The organism is Shinella sp. WSJ-2 (genome assembly GCF_003432075.1).
GTDB lineage: Bacteria > Pseudomonadota > Alphaproteobacteria > Rhizobiales > Rhizobiaceae > Shinella.
In genome coordinates, this window is the sequence record NZ_QWBU01000001.1 from 843,973 (window position 1) to 859,258 (window position 15,286).

At 63.5% G+C, this 15,286-nt stretch carries 14 protein-coding genes; 7 read left to right on the forward strand and 7 right to left on the reverse strand.

Annotated elements, in window-relative coordinates:
- The first annotated feature begins 65 nt into the window (after nucleotides 1–65).
- On the forward strand, nucleotides 66–1,373 hold the full coding sequence (gene guaD, locus D0Y60_RS04015) for a guanine deaminase (RefSeq protein ID WP_117366935.1): 1,308 nt from the start codon (nucleotides 66–68) through the stop codon (nucleotides 1,371–1,373).
- Here guaD and uraH read toward each other — a convergent pair.
- From uraH to puuE, 4 genes are read right to left on the reverse strand one after another with little or no spacing between them, the layout of a single operon-like run.
- Nucleotides 1,370–1,732 (reverse strand): hydroxyisourate hydrolase, encoded by a 363-nt coding sequence (uraH, locus tag D0Y60_RS04020; RefSeq protein WP_117366937.1) that lies wholly within the window; start codon nucleotides 1,730–1,732, stop codon nucleotides 1,370–1,372. The two genes, guaD and uraH, sit on opposite strands and share 4 nt — an antisense overlap.
- Nucleotides 1,733–1,740: 8 nt before the next feature.
- Nucleotides 1,741–2,235: an ureidoglycolate lyase gene (locus D0Y60_RS04025; RefSeq protein ID WP_117366939.1), complete on the reverse strand. Its 495-nt coding sequence runs from the start codon at nucleotides 2,233–2,235 to the stop codon at nucleotides 1,741–1,743.
- Between the two features lie 51 nt (nucleotides 2,236–2,286).
- The gene (uraD, locus tag D0Y60_RS04030; RefSeq protein WP_117366941.1) at nucleotides 2,287–2,784 is read right to left on the reverse strand and encodes a 2-oxo-4-hydroxy-4-carboxy-5-ureidoimidazoline decarboxylase; all 498 of its coding nucleotides are present in this window, start codon (nucleotides 2,782–2,784) and stop codon (nucleotides 2,287–2,289) included.
- Complete coding sequence (gene puuE, locus D0Y60_RS04035) at nucleotides 2,781–3,713, reverse strand: allantoinase PuuE (protein ID WP_117366942.1); 933 nt, start codon at nucleotides 3,711–3,713, stop codon at nucleotides 2,781–2,783. Before puuE ends, uraD begins: the two co-directional genes overlap by 4 nt.
- A gap of 121 nt (nucleotides 3,714–3,834) precedes the next feature.
- Here puuE and D0Y60_RS04040 point away from each other — a divergent pair, with 121 nt between their 5' ends.
- Nucleotides 3,835–4,203 carry a PRC-barrel domain-containing protein gene (locus D0Y60_RS04040; protein ID WP_117367098.1) on the forward strand — a complete coding sequence of 123 codons (369 nt, stop codon included), beginning with the start codon at nucleotides 3,835–3,837 and terminating at the stop codon, nucleotides 4,201–4,203.
- 7 nt (nucleotides 4,204–4,210) lie between these two features.
- Here D0Y60_RS04040 and D0Y60_RS04045 read toward each other — a convergent pair whose 3' ends face one another.
- The gene (locus D0Y60_RS04045; protein WP_117366945.1) at nucleotides 4,211–5,386 is read right to left on the reverse strand and encodes an FAD-binding oxidoreductase; all 1,176 of its coding nucleotides are present in this window, start codon (nucleotides 5,384–5,386) and stop codon (nucleotides 4,211–4,213) included.
- Between D0Y60_RS04045 and mnmD the strand changes: the two genes are divergently transcribed.
- Entirely contained in the window at nucleotides 5,385–6,107 is a 723-nt protein-coding gene (gene mnmD, locus D0Y60_RS04050) for a tRNA (5-methylaminomethyl-2-thiouridine)(34)-methyltransferase MnmD (RefSeq protein ID WP_117366947.1), read from the forward strand. The genes D0Y60_RS04045 and mnmD overlap by 2 nt on opposite strands.
- A 4-nt stretch (nucleotides 6,108–6,111) precedes the next feature.
- On the opposite strand, the gene D0Y60_RS04055 is transcribed toward mnmD, so the two are convergent.
- A complete protein-coding gene (locus tag D0Y60_RS04055) occupies nucleotides 6,112–9,762 on the reverse strand; it encodes a PAS-domain containing protein (RefSeq protein WP_147324490.1) in 3,651 nt (1,216 codons plus the stop codon).
- 200 nt (nucleotides 9,763–9,962) lie between these two features.
- Between D0Y60_RS04055 and D0Y60_RS04060 the strand changes: the two genes are divergently transcribed.
- Nucleotides 9,963–11,558 carry a trimethylamine methyltransferase family protein gene (locus D0Y60_RS04060; protein WP_117366951.1) on the forward strand — a complete coding sequence of 532 codons (1,596 nt, stop codon included), beginning with the start codon at nucleotides 9,963–9,965 and terminating at the stop codon, nucleotides 11,556–11,558.
- Between the two features lie 108 nt (nucleotides 11,559–11,666).
- A complete protein-coding gene (locus D0Y60_RS04065; protein ID WP_117366953.1) occupies nucleotides 11,667–11,960 on the forward strand; it encodes a hypothetical protein in 294 nt (97 codons plus the stop codon).
- Nucleotides 11,961–12,027: 67 nt separating this feature from the next.
- Here the strand turns inward: D0Y60_RS04065 and D0Y60_RS04070 are convergent, their stop codons facing one another.
- Nucleotides 12,028–12,477 carry a host attachment protein gene (locus D0Y60_RS04070; RefSeq protein ID WP_117366954.1) on the reverse strand — a complete coding sequence of 150 codons (450 nt, stop codon included), beginning with the start codon at nucleotides 12,475–12,477 and terminating at the stop codon, nucleotides 12,028–12,030.
- A 208-nt stretch (nucleotides 12,478–12,685) separates the two neighbouring features.
- On the opposite strand from D0Y60_RS04070, the gene D0Y60_RS04075 reads away from it, so the two are divergent.
- The gene (locus D0Y60_RS04075) at nucleotides 12,686–13,786 is read left to right on the forward strand and encodes a DNA alkylation repair protein (protein ID WP_117366957.1); all 1,101 of its coding nucleotides are present in this window, start codon (nucleotides 12,686–12,688) and stop codon (nucleotides 13,784–13,786) included.
- Between the two features lie 296 nt (nucleotides 13,787–14,082).
- On the forward strand, nucleotides 14,083–15,286 hold a 1,204-nt coding region (locus D0Y60_RS04080; RefSeq protein WP_147324491.1), incomplete at its 3' end, for a DEAD/DEAH box helicase.

Below are 15,286 nucleotides of genomic sequence, written 5' to 3' on the forward strand. Positions count from 1 at the left end.
CTCCCCGCCCGCGCGCTCTATCTGGAAGGGAGAATTCCCACCGCAGCAAAAGGACACCGACCGCCATGACCAGAACCCTCATCCGCGGGCGCCTGCTCTCCTTCCTGCGCCGTCCAGAAACGATCGACGATGCGGCGAGTTATCGCTACGAGGAGGATGGCGGCCTGCTGGTCGAGGACGGCAGGATAGCCGCCGTCGGCGCTTACGCCACGGTGCGTGCGGAGGCGCCCGAGGATGTGGAGGAGATCGATCACCGGCCGCATCTCATCCTGCCGGGCCTGATCGATACACACCTGCATTTCCCGCAGATGCAGGTAATCGGCTCCTATGCCGCAAACCTGCTCGAATGGCTCAACACCTACACCTTCCCGGAGGAATGCCGCTTCGTCGAAAGCGAGCATGCCGCGCGCATCGCCCGACATTTCTACGATGAGATGATCCGCCAGGGCACGACGACGGCGGTCGCCTATTGCTCCGTGCACAAGACCTCGGCCGACGCCTATTTCGCTGAGGCTTTGAAGCGCGGTATGCGCATGATCGGCGGCAAGGTGATGATGGACCGCAACGCGCCGCAGGGCCTGCTCGATACGCCCGACATGGGCTACGACGAGACCCGCGCCGTGATTGCGCAGTGGCACGGTAAGGGCCGCAACCACGTCGCCATCACACCGCGCTTCGCCATCACCTCGACGCCGGCGCAGATGGAGATGGCGGCGGCGCTGGCCCGCGAATTCCCCGACCTTCTCATCCAGACCCATCTTTCGGAAAACCATGACGAGATCCGCTTCACCAGTGAACTCTACCCCGATGCGATCGACTATACGGATGTCTATGCGAAATACGGCCTGCTCGGCCGCAAAAGCCTGTTCGGCCACTGCATCCATCTGTCGGAGCGCGAGGCGGATGCGATGAGCGAGGCGGGTGCAGTGGCGGTGCACTGCCCGACCTCCAACCTCTTCCTCGGCTCTGGCCTCTTCCCGTTGAAGGCGCTGTCGCGGCGGGAAAAGCCCGTGCGCATCGGTGTTGCCACCGATATCGGTGGCGGCACCAGCTATTCCATGCTGAAGACGATGGACGAGGCCTACAAGATCCAGCAATTGCTCGGCGAGCGGCTGAACCCGTTCGAGAGTTTCTACCACATGACGCTCGGCAATGCCGAAGCGCTGTCGCTCGCCGACCATATCGGCACGCTGGAAGCCGGCACCGATGCCGACTTCGTGGTGCTCGACGCCGCCGCAACGCCCGCCATGGCGCTGAAGATGGAGGTGGTGCGCTCGCTGACGGAAGAACTCTTCCTGCTCCAGACGTTGGGCGATGATCGCGCGGTGCGCGAGACCTATGTCGCAGGCAAGCCGATGAAGGCCACCCTTTAGCTGCCGCGATAGGTCGCGTAGCTATAGGCCGAAAGCAGCAGCGGCACGTGGTAGTGGCTCGACGGATCGGCCACACCGAAACGCAGCGGAATGCGGTCGAGGAAGGCGGGTTCAGTGACGGCGGCACCGGAGGCGCGCAGGTAATCGCCTGCGTGGAATAGCAGTTCATAGGTGCCGGCCGCAAAGCCGGCACCGTCCGTAAGCGGAGCATCGACGCGGCCGTCGTCATTCGTGACGGCGCTCGTCACGGGCTGGCGCTCCTCGTTCACGATCCGGAAGAGATCGATCTTCAGGCCCGCGGCGGGCTTGCCGAGCGCGGTGTCGAGAACGTGGGTGGTCAGGCGGCCGGTCGTGCTCATAAGTCCTCTCAGGGGGCTTCTATGATGAAGGGTTCCTCGAGGAAGAACTCTTCCAGATTGACGCCGCCGCCCAGACGGTCGACGACGAGGAAATCGCTGACGGCACCGACCGCGATCAGCGGGTGATGCCAGACATTGCGGCGATAGTTCACCCCCTGCCGCCCACCGGCGCGAAACACCTTCGGTTTGCCCGGCTTGCCGCCCTCGTCTTGCGCCACCACCACCAGCCAGGGCCGGTCGTCGAGCGGCGAGAAGCTCTGGCTGCCGAAAGGATGGCGCTCCATCATATCGACGGCATAGGGGAACGCCCGCGGGGTTCCGCGGAAGAGGTTGATGATGACCCTGGCATCCTCGCCCACCGCCTCGGCCTCAGCGAGCGCGTGATAGCGCTCGGTCGTGCCGCCGTTGATGTAGCGCATCGAAGCGGGATCGGCTTCGATGACGGTGCCGAAGGGCGCAAAGGCCTCTTGCGTCAGGGGTTGTATTTCAAGCTTCTCAGCCATCGGACAGCCCTCCCGGGGAGAGGAAGGGCGGTCGTAGGTCATCAGGCATCGTCAATCTCCGGGGAGCAGAGCATTCAACCGGAGGAGCGCGATGCGCTCCACCTGGCTTTTCGCGGTTGCGAATTCTTCATCGGCCGTATTGCCGATCCGCTTTTCGAAGGCGGCAAGGATGTCGTCCTTGTCAAGGCCTTTGACGGCGATGATGAAGGGGAAGCCGAATTTTTCGACATAGCCGCTGTTGAGTTCGGTGAAGCGGGCGTGTTCGGCAGCGCTCAGCCGGTCGAGGCCGGCGCCGGCCTGTTCCTTGCGGCTGTCTTCCGTCAACCCGCCGGCAATCGCCAGCTTGCCGGCAAGATCCGGATGGGCGACGAGCACGCCGAGCTGTTCGGCACGGCTCGCCTTGCGGAAGGCATCGGTGAGGGCGGCATGCACGCCGCCGGCCGTCAGCGGCTCGGCAACGGCATTGGCGTCGAGCGCCCGTTCGGCGATGAACGGCGAATGCTCGAAGACGCCGCCGAAACGGTCGAGAAAATCGGCCCGGTCGATCATGCGCCCTTCACCTTCGACGGATGGTGGTTTTCGATCCAGTGGCGCGCGATATCGATGCGGCGCGGGATCCAGACCTTCTCGTGACCGAGCACGTAATCAACGAAGCGGGCAAGTGCCGCCGCACGGCCCGGACGGCCGACAAGACGGCAATGCAGGCCGATGTTCAGCATCTTCGGGCTGCCTTCGGCACCTTCCTGATAGAGCACGTCGAAAGCGTCCTTCAGATAGGTGAAGAACTGGTCGCCCGTGTTGAAGCCCTGGGGCGTCGCAAAGCGCATGTCGTTGGTTTCGAGCGTATAGGGAATGATCAGGAAGGGCTCACCATCGAGGCCCGGCACCCAGAACGGCAGGTCATCGGCATAGGAATCGGAGGAATAGACGAAACCGCCCTCTTCCATGACGAGCCGCAGCGTGTTGTCGGAGGGCTTGCCCTGGTACATGCCGAGCGGGTGCGACCCGGTCAGCTCCTTGTGCAGGCGCACCGCCTCGCGGATGTGCTCGCGTTCCTTCTCCTCCGGAAAATCCTTGTATTCCAGCCAGCGGTAGCCATGGCTGGCGATTTCCCAGCCGGCTTCTTTCATGGCGGCGACGGCTTCCGGGTTGCGCGCCATGGCGAGCGTTACGCCATAGACGGTGGTGGTGACGTCGCGGCTGGTGAACAGGCGATGCAGGCGCCAGAAACCGGCGCGCGAGCCATATTCGTAGATCGATTCCATGTTGAGGTTGCGCTGGCCCGGCCAGACGGCGGCACCGACGATTTCCGACAGAAGGTTTTCCGAGTTCGGGTCGCCGTCGAGAATGCAGCTCTCGCCGCCCTCCTCATAGTTGATCACGAACTGGACGGCGATGTTGGCACCGCCCGGCCAGCGCACCTGCGGCGGGTTGCGGCCGTAGCCGATCAGGTCGCGCGGATAAATCTTGTCAGTCATGCGGTCACCTTCGGAAGGGGGACAGTCGGGTTTTGAAACGGGCATTCGACCCTTCAAAAGGAACCATTACCGCCTTGCGCCGTTTTCTGTCCATCACGTGCAAGGAGAAACACTTATGGTCATGCAGGATGCAAACATTCGTGAAACTCAGGATCTCATCGCCAGCGACAAGGTCGAGGGGACGAGCGTCTACGGCGCCGATGGCAAGCATATCGGCTCGGTGGAGCGTCTGATCCTCGACAAGCGCAGCGGTCACGTCTCCTATGCCGTGCTCAGCTTCGGCGGTTTCCTCGGCATCGGCCACGATCACTATCCGCTGCCATGGAGCAAGCTGCGCTATGACGAAGGCCTCGGCGGCTACCGTGTCGATGTGACGAAGGAACAGGTGGAGGCCGCGCCGCACTATGAAAGCGATGCCGAATACGACTGGAACCGCCGCAACGGCAAGCTGATCCACGATTATTACGGCGTCCCGCCCTACTGGATGTAAGGCGGTGTCAAATCCGACCGGCTTCCTCGAAGTGTGCCGGTACGGTGAATGAGGGCGGTACGTCGAGCGTGCCGCCCTCGATTTCGTTCAGAACCGCACGGGCGAGCGCATGCGCCAATCCGAAACTGACCTTGAAGCCACCCGTCATCAGGCTGAGATTGGCGTAGTCCGGATGTCTCCCGACCATCGGCTCACGGCCGATCGCCTTGGGACGCAGGCCCGTCCAGCGTTCGATGACCGGCGCATCGGCAAGCACAGGCGCCATCAGCCGCGCCTTTTGGATCAACGCGTCGAGTAGACCATCCGTGTTCTGCGCATCCGCAAAAGTGTTTTCGCTCGTGCTGCCGATGGCGACGGCGCCGTTTTCATGCGGCACGATATAGAGACCATCGGCAAAGACCACCGGCAGGTTGGGATCAACGGAGGCTCGAAGGAGCGCCGCCTGCCCCTTGACGCCCATGCCCGCCGGCTTAGCAAGCGGGGTCAGGGATTGCAGGAGCGGGAAGGTCTCGACACCGGCGGCAAGCACGCAATGGCCGAAGGACAGGAGCGTGCCGTCGTCGAGATGGGCAAGGCCGGCGTCGGGCTCGACTACCGAGAGCCCGACGCCTTGCGTGATCGTCACCTTCGCCTGCCGTTCAAGCGCTGCCTTCAAGACGGCAAGCAGGCCACGCGGGGACAGACGGGCGGCGAGATAGTCGTGAACCAGTCCGTGCGGCATGGTCTCGGCAACCGGCCAGCCGGCAATCGGCGCGGCGTCCAGCACCTTGAAGGCGAAGCTGCGGTCGGGCATCGACCAGACCGCCCGCGCATCCCGCGCGTGGCCCATCGCCGTCTCGCGGTTCTGCGGTTTCGTCACCGGAATGAGGCGGCCGGACCGGCGGTAGCCGGCGGAAAGGCCGGTCTCGGCTTCCAGCGCGGCAATCTCCGCTTCGATCGACACCAGGGCCGCGAATTGAAACGCCTTCTTGGCATTCCAGCGATCCGGCAAATGCGGCATCAGCGCGCCGAGCACCCCGCCGCTTGCGCCTGCCCCGATATGCCGGCGATCGACAAGATGAACGGAAAGGCCCCTTTGGGCGGCAAAAAGCGCGGTCCAGAGGCCCATGACCCCGCCGCCGGCCACGAGCAGGTCCACGGCCGGTTGACCGGCGGGCTTCACGCGACTATCGGCATTCGGCATGGCTGAAAACGATCCCTACACTGCGCCCGAAACCCTCGGTGTTCTCGACTGGCACGAGGGCGATATGCCCTATTCCAGTGCCTTTGACGATCACTTTTATTGCCGCAACGATGGCCGGCTGGAATGCGGCCACGTCTTCCTGTCCGGCAACGGCCTGCCGGCCCGCTGGCAGCGGCCAGAACCGTTCCGCATCGCCGAACTCGGCTTTGGCACCGGCCTCAATCTCTGCGAAACCTGGCGGCAATGGCGGCAGACGGCGCCGGAAGGGGCGAGCCTGCACTTCACCTCCTTCGAGCGCTTCCCGATGGCCCGGGCCGATATTGACCGGGCGCTCGCCCATTGGCCGGAACTCGACAGGCAGCGCGCACGCCTCACAGAGACATGGCCGGATACGCCCGCGGAGCGCATCGAGATCGAACTGGAACCACGCGTCCACCTTACCGTCGTCTGCGGCACGGCGCTGGAAAGCCTCCGCCAGGAACAGGAACCCTTCGACGCCTGGTTTCTCGACGGCTTCGCGCCGTCGCGCAATCCCGACATGTGGTCGGCGGACCTGATGGCCGCGGTTTTCCGGCTGACGGCTCCCGGCGGCCGGTTCGGCACCTATGCGGCGGCCGGTTTCGTGCGGCGCAATCTCGCGGCGGCGGGCTTCGTGGTGGAGCGCCGGCCGGGCTTTGCGGGCAAGCGGGAAATGCTCTGCGGAGAAAAACCGGCGATCTGAGCGCTCAGTGCAGCGTGCCGTTGGCGGCTTGAATCTTGCCGCGCTTCAGCCAGCGGTCGAGCTGCTCTTCCAGCTTCTCGATGCTGATCGGCTTGGCCAGATAATCGTCCATGCCGGCGGCAAGGCACTCTTCCCGGTCGCCCTCCAGCACATGGGCGGTGACGGCGACGATCGGCACGCGGTGGCCCGTGCCACTTTCGATCTCGCGGATCGCCCGGCTCGCCTGCAGGCCGTTCATCACGGGCATGGAAATATCCATCAGGATCATGCCCGGCCGGCTGGCGCGGAACAGTTCCACCGCCTCCTCGCCATTGCCGACGATGCGGAAGCGCAGACCCGCCGCCATCAGCATCTGGGTGAAGAGGATCTGGTTGACCTCGTTGTCCTCGGCCACCAGCACATCCAGGACTTCGCCCTCCGATTCAGCCATATTAGCCGCGTGCGGGCGGAGCGCCAGAACCTTGCCTTCGGCCACGGGCGCGGGGGTCGGCCGTGGCCTGCCGCCGCGCGTCGCGCGTAGGACCTCACTTACAGTTTCACGCAGCAGATCGGCCCGCACGGGCTTCATCAGATGTGCCTGGACATGCTGCGAGGAGAGAAGCTTGTCGTCGGCCGGCAGGTTCATCGAGGTCAGCACGACAAGCGCGCTTCCGGCCGTTTCCGCAGTCTCGCGCAGGGTGCGCACGAAGGCGGGCGAATGATCCGGCTGGTAATCCAAGACAACCGCATCGACATGCAGGCCCATATCGGCCGCCGCCGTGAGCACGGCCAGCGCCTCGGCTTCCGAGGCCACCGCCGTCGCATCGAAACCCCAGCCGAGCAGCAGGTCATGCGAAGCCTTGCGCGAGAGATCATGCGCATCGACGACGAGGATGCGGGCGCTCGACACGCGGACCGGCATGATACGGGCCGGCAGTGCCGCGACGGCGAGCGTCATCGGCAGCCGCACGGTGAAGACGGAGCCGGCGCCGACGGCACTTTCGGCCACAAGCGTGCCGCCGAACAGCCGCGTCAGCCCATCGGTGATGGCAAGGCCGAGGCCGGTGCCCTCGTGGCGGCGCGTCGAGGAGGCATCGACCTGCGAGAACTTTTCGAAGATCGACGCCATCTTCTCGGTCGGGATGCCGGCACCCGTATCTTCGACGCGGATCTCGAGCTCCACCGCGCCGTCAGGGCCTGGTGTCGAGGCGAGATCGATCAGAACATGGCCGCGATCGGTGAATTTCACCGCATTGCCAACGAGGTTGGTGACGATCTGCCGGAAGCGCCCGGCATCGCCCATCACGGCTGCTGGCATCTGCGCGGCACCGCGCACCACAAGTTCGATATCCTTTTCCGCCGCCTTGGCCGAAAGCAGTGTCGCGACATCCTCGACGGCTTCGACCGGGTTGAAGGCGACGTCGCGCAGCGTCATCTGGCCGGCATCGATCTTCGAGAAATCGAGGATGTCGTTGATGATCGTCAACAGCGCATTGCCCGACTTCACCATGATGTCGATGAAGGTCTTCTGGCGCGTGTCGAGATTGGATTTGGCGAGCAGTTCCGCCATGCCGAGCACGCCGTTCATCGGCGTGCGAATCTCGTGGCTCATATTGGCGAGGAATTCCGACTTCGCCTTGTCGGCCGTCTCAGCGCGCGACACGAGCCGGCGCAACTCGTCTTCGCGGCTCTTGAGGTCGGTGATGTCGGAAAAGACGATGACGTTGCGGCCGCGGCTCGTCGGCGTCACGTCAAGCCGCAGCCAGCGCTGGTATCCGCTGAACACAGTCAGCGATGCCGGCTTGCCGGTGAAGAGAATGGCGCCGAATTCACGCGCATCCACCGGCTCCTCGCCGATAAAGCCGGGGATTTTGCGGTCGATACAGCTTTGCAGAACATCCTTCATCGAGGCCCCCGGCTGCAGCAGGTGCGCCGGCATGGCGATCATGGTGGACAGCGCCTCGTTGGACAGCACCACCCTGTCGCCTTCGATGATGAGCAGGCCCTGAGCCATCGAGGAGACGGCGTCCTCCATGAGGGTGCCGACCTCCTCAAGCGCGCTGCGCGTTTCCAGCACCTCGCGTTCGCGCTCGCGCCGTTCGGTGATGTCGATATAGGTGAGCAGGCACCGGCCGCCGGAAATGGCGCAGCCGGCCTCGATCAAGGTGCGGCCGTTCGCGTAGCTGACTTCGCGCACCGGCATTTCGCCGGCGCGGATGCCGTAAAGGCGGTGTTCGTAACCTTCGGCGCAATGCGCGCCATCCTCGCATGTCGCCCCCTGCACATGCTGGAAATGCAGGAGTTCGCCGAGCGGCCGATCCTTCATCGGCGGCAGCGCACCGTTCCAAAGCCCGGCGAAAGCGCCGTTAATCAGCTCGATCGTGCCGGTCTCGTCGACCACCACGATGCCGACGGGCAGCGATTCCACGACGCTTGCGAGGTCCGCGCGTGCCGCTTCGGCCTCGCGCTGCGCCTCGATCAGCTGCTCCTCGCGTTTTTTAAGGACGGTCGTGTCCGTGAGCGAGCCGATGAGATAGCCCTTATCGTCCAGCGTTGTGACGCGATGGAGCCGGGTGATCGTCGGCAGGATAAAACCGTCCGAGCGTATGTATTCGATCTCGGTTTCGAGCAGCTCGCCGGTGTCGAGCACCTGCTGGTTCTGCGCATGGAACTCGTCGCCCTGTACGGGATACATGTCGAGCGTAGTAAGGCCGAGCAGTTCTTCCGGCTGCTTGCCCGTCAGCTCCACATAGGCCCGGTTGGCGAAGATCATCCGCTGGTTTTCGTCGCGCATGAAGCTGGCGACGGGCAGTTCGTCGAGCAGCGCGCGATAGAGACCGATTTCCTGGGAATGCTGGACAAGCCGCGCTTCGCTGTCCTTCAGCGCTGTCACATCCAGCAGGAAGGCGACCAGCCGTCCGTCCGGACGGCGCTGGGTGACGAGCCGCATCCAGCCGCCGGCCAACCGAGCGACCGTCTCGTAGAGTGGCAGGTCGTAGCTGGCGAGGCGCGCGGCGACCCAGCGCTCACGCTCGGCCGGCGTGGTTCGTCCGACCTCGATATCGTGCAGCGCCTCCGTAACGCTCGCAAGCGTGATCGCCCCATCCGCAAGGTCACCCACCACCGTGCGGTAGAATTCCCGCATACAGTTGTTGGCGTAGCTCAGGCGGTTGTCCGCGCCGAAGATCGCGATACCGGCGCCGAAGGCCTCCAGCGCGCTTTCGACGGGATCTGCGACGCCGTCGACGTCTTCCGTGCGCATTGCCGCTTTGGCCTTGCCATTCGTATTGGCAACCGCGTGGCCCGAAGAGGCCAGCGCCTCGACAGAGGGCGTGAAGAGGGCGACGAGGATGGAGAGCGTCGCCGAAAGCCGCTCGCGCTTCAGCGCGATATCGAAACTGCCACCACCGAAGGGGTGCACGAAGCGGGCGCGTTCGGGATTTCCGAAGATCAGGCAGCGGCGTTCCGGATCGTCCCGCTCGCCATGACCGGACAATTCGCCGATCTCGTCGCTGCGCAGGCCGATCATCTCCGCCGGGCTGTGATCGAACAGGCTTGCGTAGGCATCGTTGACGGCGAGGTAACGCAGTTCGCTGCTCTTGACGTAAGCCGGATGCGGATGCGCACGAACGCGCGCGATGGCCGCTACCAGCAATTCGTCATGAGATTCAGTCACGCAATGCGCTCCCCGAAGCGGGACGGAAGAGAGATTTGTACCCCTTGCGGAGTATCACCAATCCTTGAACGGATGGTTAACCGATCGTTGCCAAAGGCGACCCTTATCCAAGACGGCATTTCCCTGTCGCAAATGACGGGCCATCGCGTCGCAGGATATGCGACAACGAAAAGAAGCAAACCAGACCGGGGCTGTGCTGCATGGGTGACGTGATCAAACTCGAAAATCACCTCGAACAACCGGAGGCGGACGACGCCCCCGTCGAGCGCCGCCGTCGCGGCGGCGGACGCGGTGCCGAACGCACGCGGCGCGCACCGGCCACCTCGAAATATCTCAATCTCGTCAACATGACGGCCAAGTCCACCGTGCTGTCGGATGACGCGCTGGAGGCCATCCATCAGGCCTCGCTGACCATCCTCGAAGAGATCGGCATGGATGTCATCCTGCCGGAGGCGCGTGAGCGCATGAAGGCGGCCGGCGCCGATGTGACACAGGGCACGGACCGCGTGCGTTTCGACCGCGGCCTCATCATGGATATGATGGCTTCCGTACCGTCGGGCTTCACGTTGCATGCCCGCAATCCGATGCGCAATGTCGAGATCGGCGGCAACAACCTCGTCTTCGCGCAAATCGCCTCCGCCCCCTTCGTGGCCGACCGCGATGGCGGCCGCCGCGCCGGCAATCAGGAGGATTTCCGCAAGCTGGTGAAGCTCGCCCAGTGCTATGACGTCATTCACACGACGGGCGGCTATCCGGTCGAGCCGATCGACATCCACGCCTCGATCCGCCACCTCGACTGCCTGTCGGATATGGTGAAGCTGACGGACAAGGCGTTCCACGTCTATTCGCTGGGCAAGCAGCGCAATCTCGACGGCATCGAGATCGCTCGCATCGGCCGCGGCATTTCCATGGAGCAGATGGAGCGTGAGCCCTCGCTCTTCACCATCATCAACACGTCTTCGCCGCTGCGTCTTGACGGGCCGATGCTGCAAGGCATCATCGAAATGTCCTCGCGCAATCAGGTCGTGGTCGTGACCCCCTTCACGCTGGCGGGCGCCATGGCGCCGGTGACGATCGCCGGCGCCGTCGTGCAGCAGAATGCCGAGGCGCTCGCCGGCATCGCCTTCACCCAGATGGTTCGCCGCGGCGCGCCGGTCATGTATGGCGGCTTCACCTCGAACGTCGACATGAAGACGGGCGCGCCGGCCTTCGGCACGCCGGAATATATGAAGGCGGTCATTGCCGGCGGCCAGCTTGCCCGCAAGTACAACATCCCCTACCGCACCTCCAACACCAACGCTTCGAACACGCTGGATGCACAGGCCGCCTATGAATCGGCCTTCTCGCTCTGGGCACTGACGCAGGGCGGCGGCAATTTCATCATGCATTCGGCGGGCTGGAGCGAAGGGGGGCTTACGGCCTCCTTCGAGAAATTCATCCTCGACGTCGACATGTTGCAGATGGTGGCGGAATATCTGACGCCACTCGACGTCAGCCCCGATGCACTCGGTCTGGACGCCGTGCGCGACGTCGGCCCCGGCGGCCATTTCTTTGGCACACCGCACACGCTGGCGCGCTATGAAACGGCTTTCTATTCGCCGATCCTGTCGGACTGGCGCAATTTCGAGACCTGGACGGAGGCTGGCCGGCCAACCACTTACGACCATGCCAACCGGGTGTTCAAGGAAAAGCTCAACACCTACGAGAAACCCCCGCTCGACCCAGCAATCGAGGAAGAACTCGATGCCTTCGTAGCACGCCGGAAAGCAGAGGGGGGCGTGCCCACTGATTTCTAACAGGAATTTAATGAAATTGCCTGGAAACAACCATCTTCGCGGTGAATTTATACGGTGTCCGAGCATTCATGACCGATAGGCGGTCATCCCCGGATCAGGACAAAGACCATGTTTTCGTTGAAGACAGTCATCACCACCAGCCTCATCGCGCTGACCGTGGCAGGAACCACGCTCGCAACCACCTCACAGGCAGAGGCCCGCAACCGCTTCCTGCCCGGCCTCGCCGCCGGCTTCATCGGGGGAGCGCTTGTGGCCGACGCATTGCAGCCGCGCCACTATGCGCCGCCGGTTTATCGCCCGGTTTACCGGCCGTATATCGTCGTCAACAATTATCCAGTCTGCCATGTCGTTTGGCGGCAGGACGCCTGGGGCGACATGTACAGGGCGCGTGTTTGCCGTTGACGTTGTATTCCTGTCAAAACGGGCAGGCTTCCGCCTGCCCGTATCGTTTGAACATCCTGTTTGCGTCTTAGCGTCCAATAGTCGCCTGAACTGATGCGATCAACTTGTCCGTAGGCAGGTTCGAAAAATTCTTGTCGATCTCGGCAACGGTCAATGTCCTGGATTTGTCGGAAAGCTTGTTGCGCAGGTCGCCGAGCGTCTGCGGAGCGGCGCAGACAACGAGTCGGTCGAAAGCGCCTTCGGCGGCGTAACCGTCGATCAGTCCGGCAACTTCTGCGGTGAACTTCTGCTGTTCCTCCCGCACAGGATCGCTCGAATATTCCATGGCGGAACGGCCATGACCGACGGAGGAATGGCTGCGACCCGGCTTGTCGGCCATGATGTCTTGCGCCTTCTTCGGTTCCCAGCGAAAGACTTCCTGCTCGGGGCTTTGCTGGCCATCCTTCAACAGGTTCACTCCCTTGAGCAGGCGTGCCTGGTTGCCGTCGGCGGCGAGAATCCAAGTCGTAGCGGTCATGTTTCACTCCCGTAGCGAGGTTAGCGGATTGGCAGCGGATCTGCCTTCGAGCACATCCCGCGCTTGCGACGGGAGGCGCGTTAATGGGAACGCGAGCCCCCGCCGCATGTTCCGGGTGGTCTCATTCACGAAACTGTTGGAAAGCCTGTCCGCCCCTATCCTTGCGCCGATGCGGCCCGCTAGGGTGTTTCGAACAAAAGGAAAACGCATGGCCGAACCGCTAAAGAACCTGCTGCATCCCGGACTGGTCACGGACATGGCCGGCCATATATCCCGCGTGGCATCCGATTTCGATGCCGAGCGCTTCGCGGCATTGGCGACAGACGGCATGGACACACTGGAACTGATGCAGCGCGCCGAGCGGATCAAGGATGCACTGACGCAAACGCTGCCCGCCGATTATGCCGCCGCAGCCGATATCCTGCGTAAAGCCTTGCCCGACACAGGAAAGTCGGGCCTTTCCGGCTGGGCACTGCTGCCGGTCAACCAGTACGTCTCCGAACACGGCCTTGGCCATTTCGACCTGTCGCTCGCCCTCCTCAAGGCACTGACGCCGCACTTCACCGCCGAATTCGGTATCCGCCGCTTTATCCATGCGGAGCAGGACCAGGCGCTGGCCGAAATCTCCGGCTGGGTAACGGACGCAAACCACCATGTCCGCCGCCTTGCCTCGGAAGGCACCCGGCCGCGCCTACCCTGGGCGATGCGCCTGCCGGCACTGGTCAAGGAGCCGGCCCCCATCCTGCCGATCCTCGTCGCGCTCCTGGACGATCCGGAGGACTATGTCCGCCGCTCCGTCGCCAACAGCCTCAATGATATCGCCAAGGACCACCCTGCCGTCGTCGCCGATTTCGTGGAGCACCATATCGACGGCGCCTCAACCGAACGGCGCCAGCTGCTGCGCCATGCCTCACGCACGCTCTTGAAGAAGGGCGATGCCAAGGCGCTCGCCAATTTCGGTTTTGCCGCCGCACGTGGCATTGCTGCCAGCCTGCTCGTAACGACACCCGTCGTCACCTTCGGCGACAAGCTCAGCTTCTCCATCACCGTGAACAACGCGGATGCGAAACCGCAGCGGCTGATGATCGACTATGCGATCCATCACGTGAAGGCGAACGGCACCCTGGCGGCGAAAGTGTTCAAGTGGAAGACGCTGGACCTCCCCTCTGGCGGGCACCAGTCTATCGTCAAGGACCACGCCATCCGCGCGATCACCACCCGCGTCTATTATCCCGGTACCCACCGCATAGACGTCCTCATCAACGGAACGCTTTCGGCCTCCGCCGACTTCGAGCTGCGCATGAATTGAACACCCGCCCTTTCGCATCTGCGAAAGTAGCACTTGACTTTTAGGCGCAAAACAACGACATGAGCCGTAGCGTCGCCCTTCGGCCGCCGCGTGAGCGAGCCAGCGATTTCCCTGTACGGGATGCCAAGAAGGACAAGCGCAAGAGACGATCCGCCTCCCATCTGCGGATACTGCGCCGACGATAACCAGACAACCCACAAGTTCCCAATTCACGCGGGGTTCTTGACGCCAGACGAAACCGGAAGCGCATGGTGCGTTCCGGCAATACCTGTTTGGCGCCCCGAAAGGTATTTGACTTGACCACTTTCCACGACCTCGGCCTCTCGAAGACCATTGTCGCCACCCTCTCGGCACTCGGCTTCGAAAAGGCAACGCCGATCCAGGAAAAAGCCATTCCGCTCGTTCTCGAAGGCAGCGACTTGATCGGTCTCGCCCAGACCGGCACCGGCAAGACGGCCGCTTTCGGCCTGCCGATGATCGAGAAGCTGCTCGCCGACCCCCGCCGTCCCGACCCGCGCAACATCCGAGCCCTCATTCTCGCGCCGACCCGCGAACTGGTAAACCAGATCGCCGACAATCTGCGTGACTTCGTCAAGAAGACCCCGCTGCGCGTCGTCACCGTCGTCGGTGGGGCGTCGATCAACAAGCAGTCGGAGATGCTGAACCGCGGCACCGACATCCTCGTCGCCACCCCCGGCCGCCTGCTCGACCTCGTCGCCCGCAAGGCTGTGACGCTGACGCAGGCCCGCTATCTCGTGCTCGACGAAGCCGACCAGATGCTCGACCTCGGCTTCATCCACGACCTTCGCAAGATTTCGAAGATGGTGCCGAAGAACCGCCAGACGCTGCTCTTCTCGGCCACCATGCCGAAGCTGATCGGTGAGCTTGCCGGCGAGTATCTCGTCAACCCGAAGAAGGTCGAAGTGACCCCGCCTGGCAAGGCCGCCGACAAGGTGGAACAATATGTCCATCACGTTCCCGGTAAAGACCAGAAGGCGCAGATCCTGCGCAAGACGCTCACCGAAAACCCGGATGGCCTGTCGCTCGTCTTCTCGCGCACCAAGCATGGTGCCGAAAAGCTTATGAAGCATCTCGACCATATCGGCTTCAAGGCCGCCTCTATCCACGGCAACAAGAGCCAGGGCCAGCGCGAGCGCGCACTGAAGGCGTTCCGTGACGGCGAAATCCGCGTGCTCGTCGCCACCGACGTTGCCGCCCGCGGCATCGACATTCCCGGCGTGACGCACGTCTACAACTACGACCTGCCGGAAGTGGCGGACGCCTATGTCCACCGCATCGGCCGCACGGCCCGCAACGGCCGCGACGGCATCGCGATCGCCTTCTGCACGCCGGATGAAGCGCATCTCCTGCGCGACATCGAGAAGCTGATGGGCATTCAGATCACCGTCGCCAGCGGCGAGGCCCCGGCCGTCGTCACCGCCGGCCCCGGCGGCAAGCGCAAGCCGCGCAGCGGCAGCGGCCACCGCGCCAGCCAGGGCC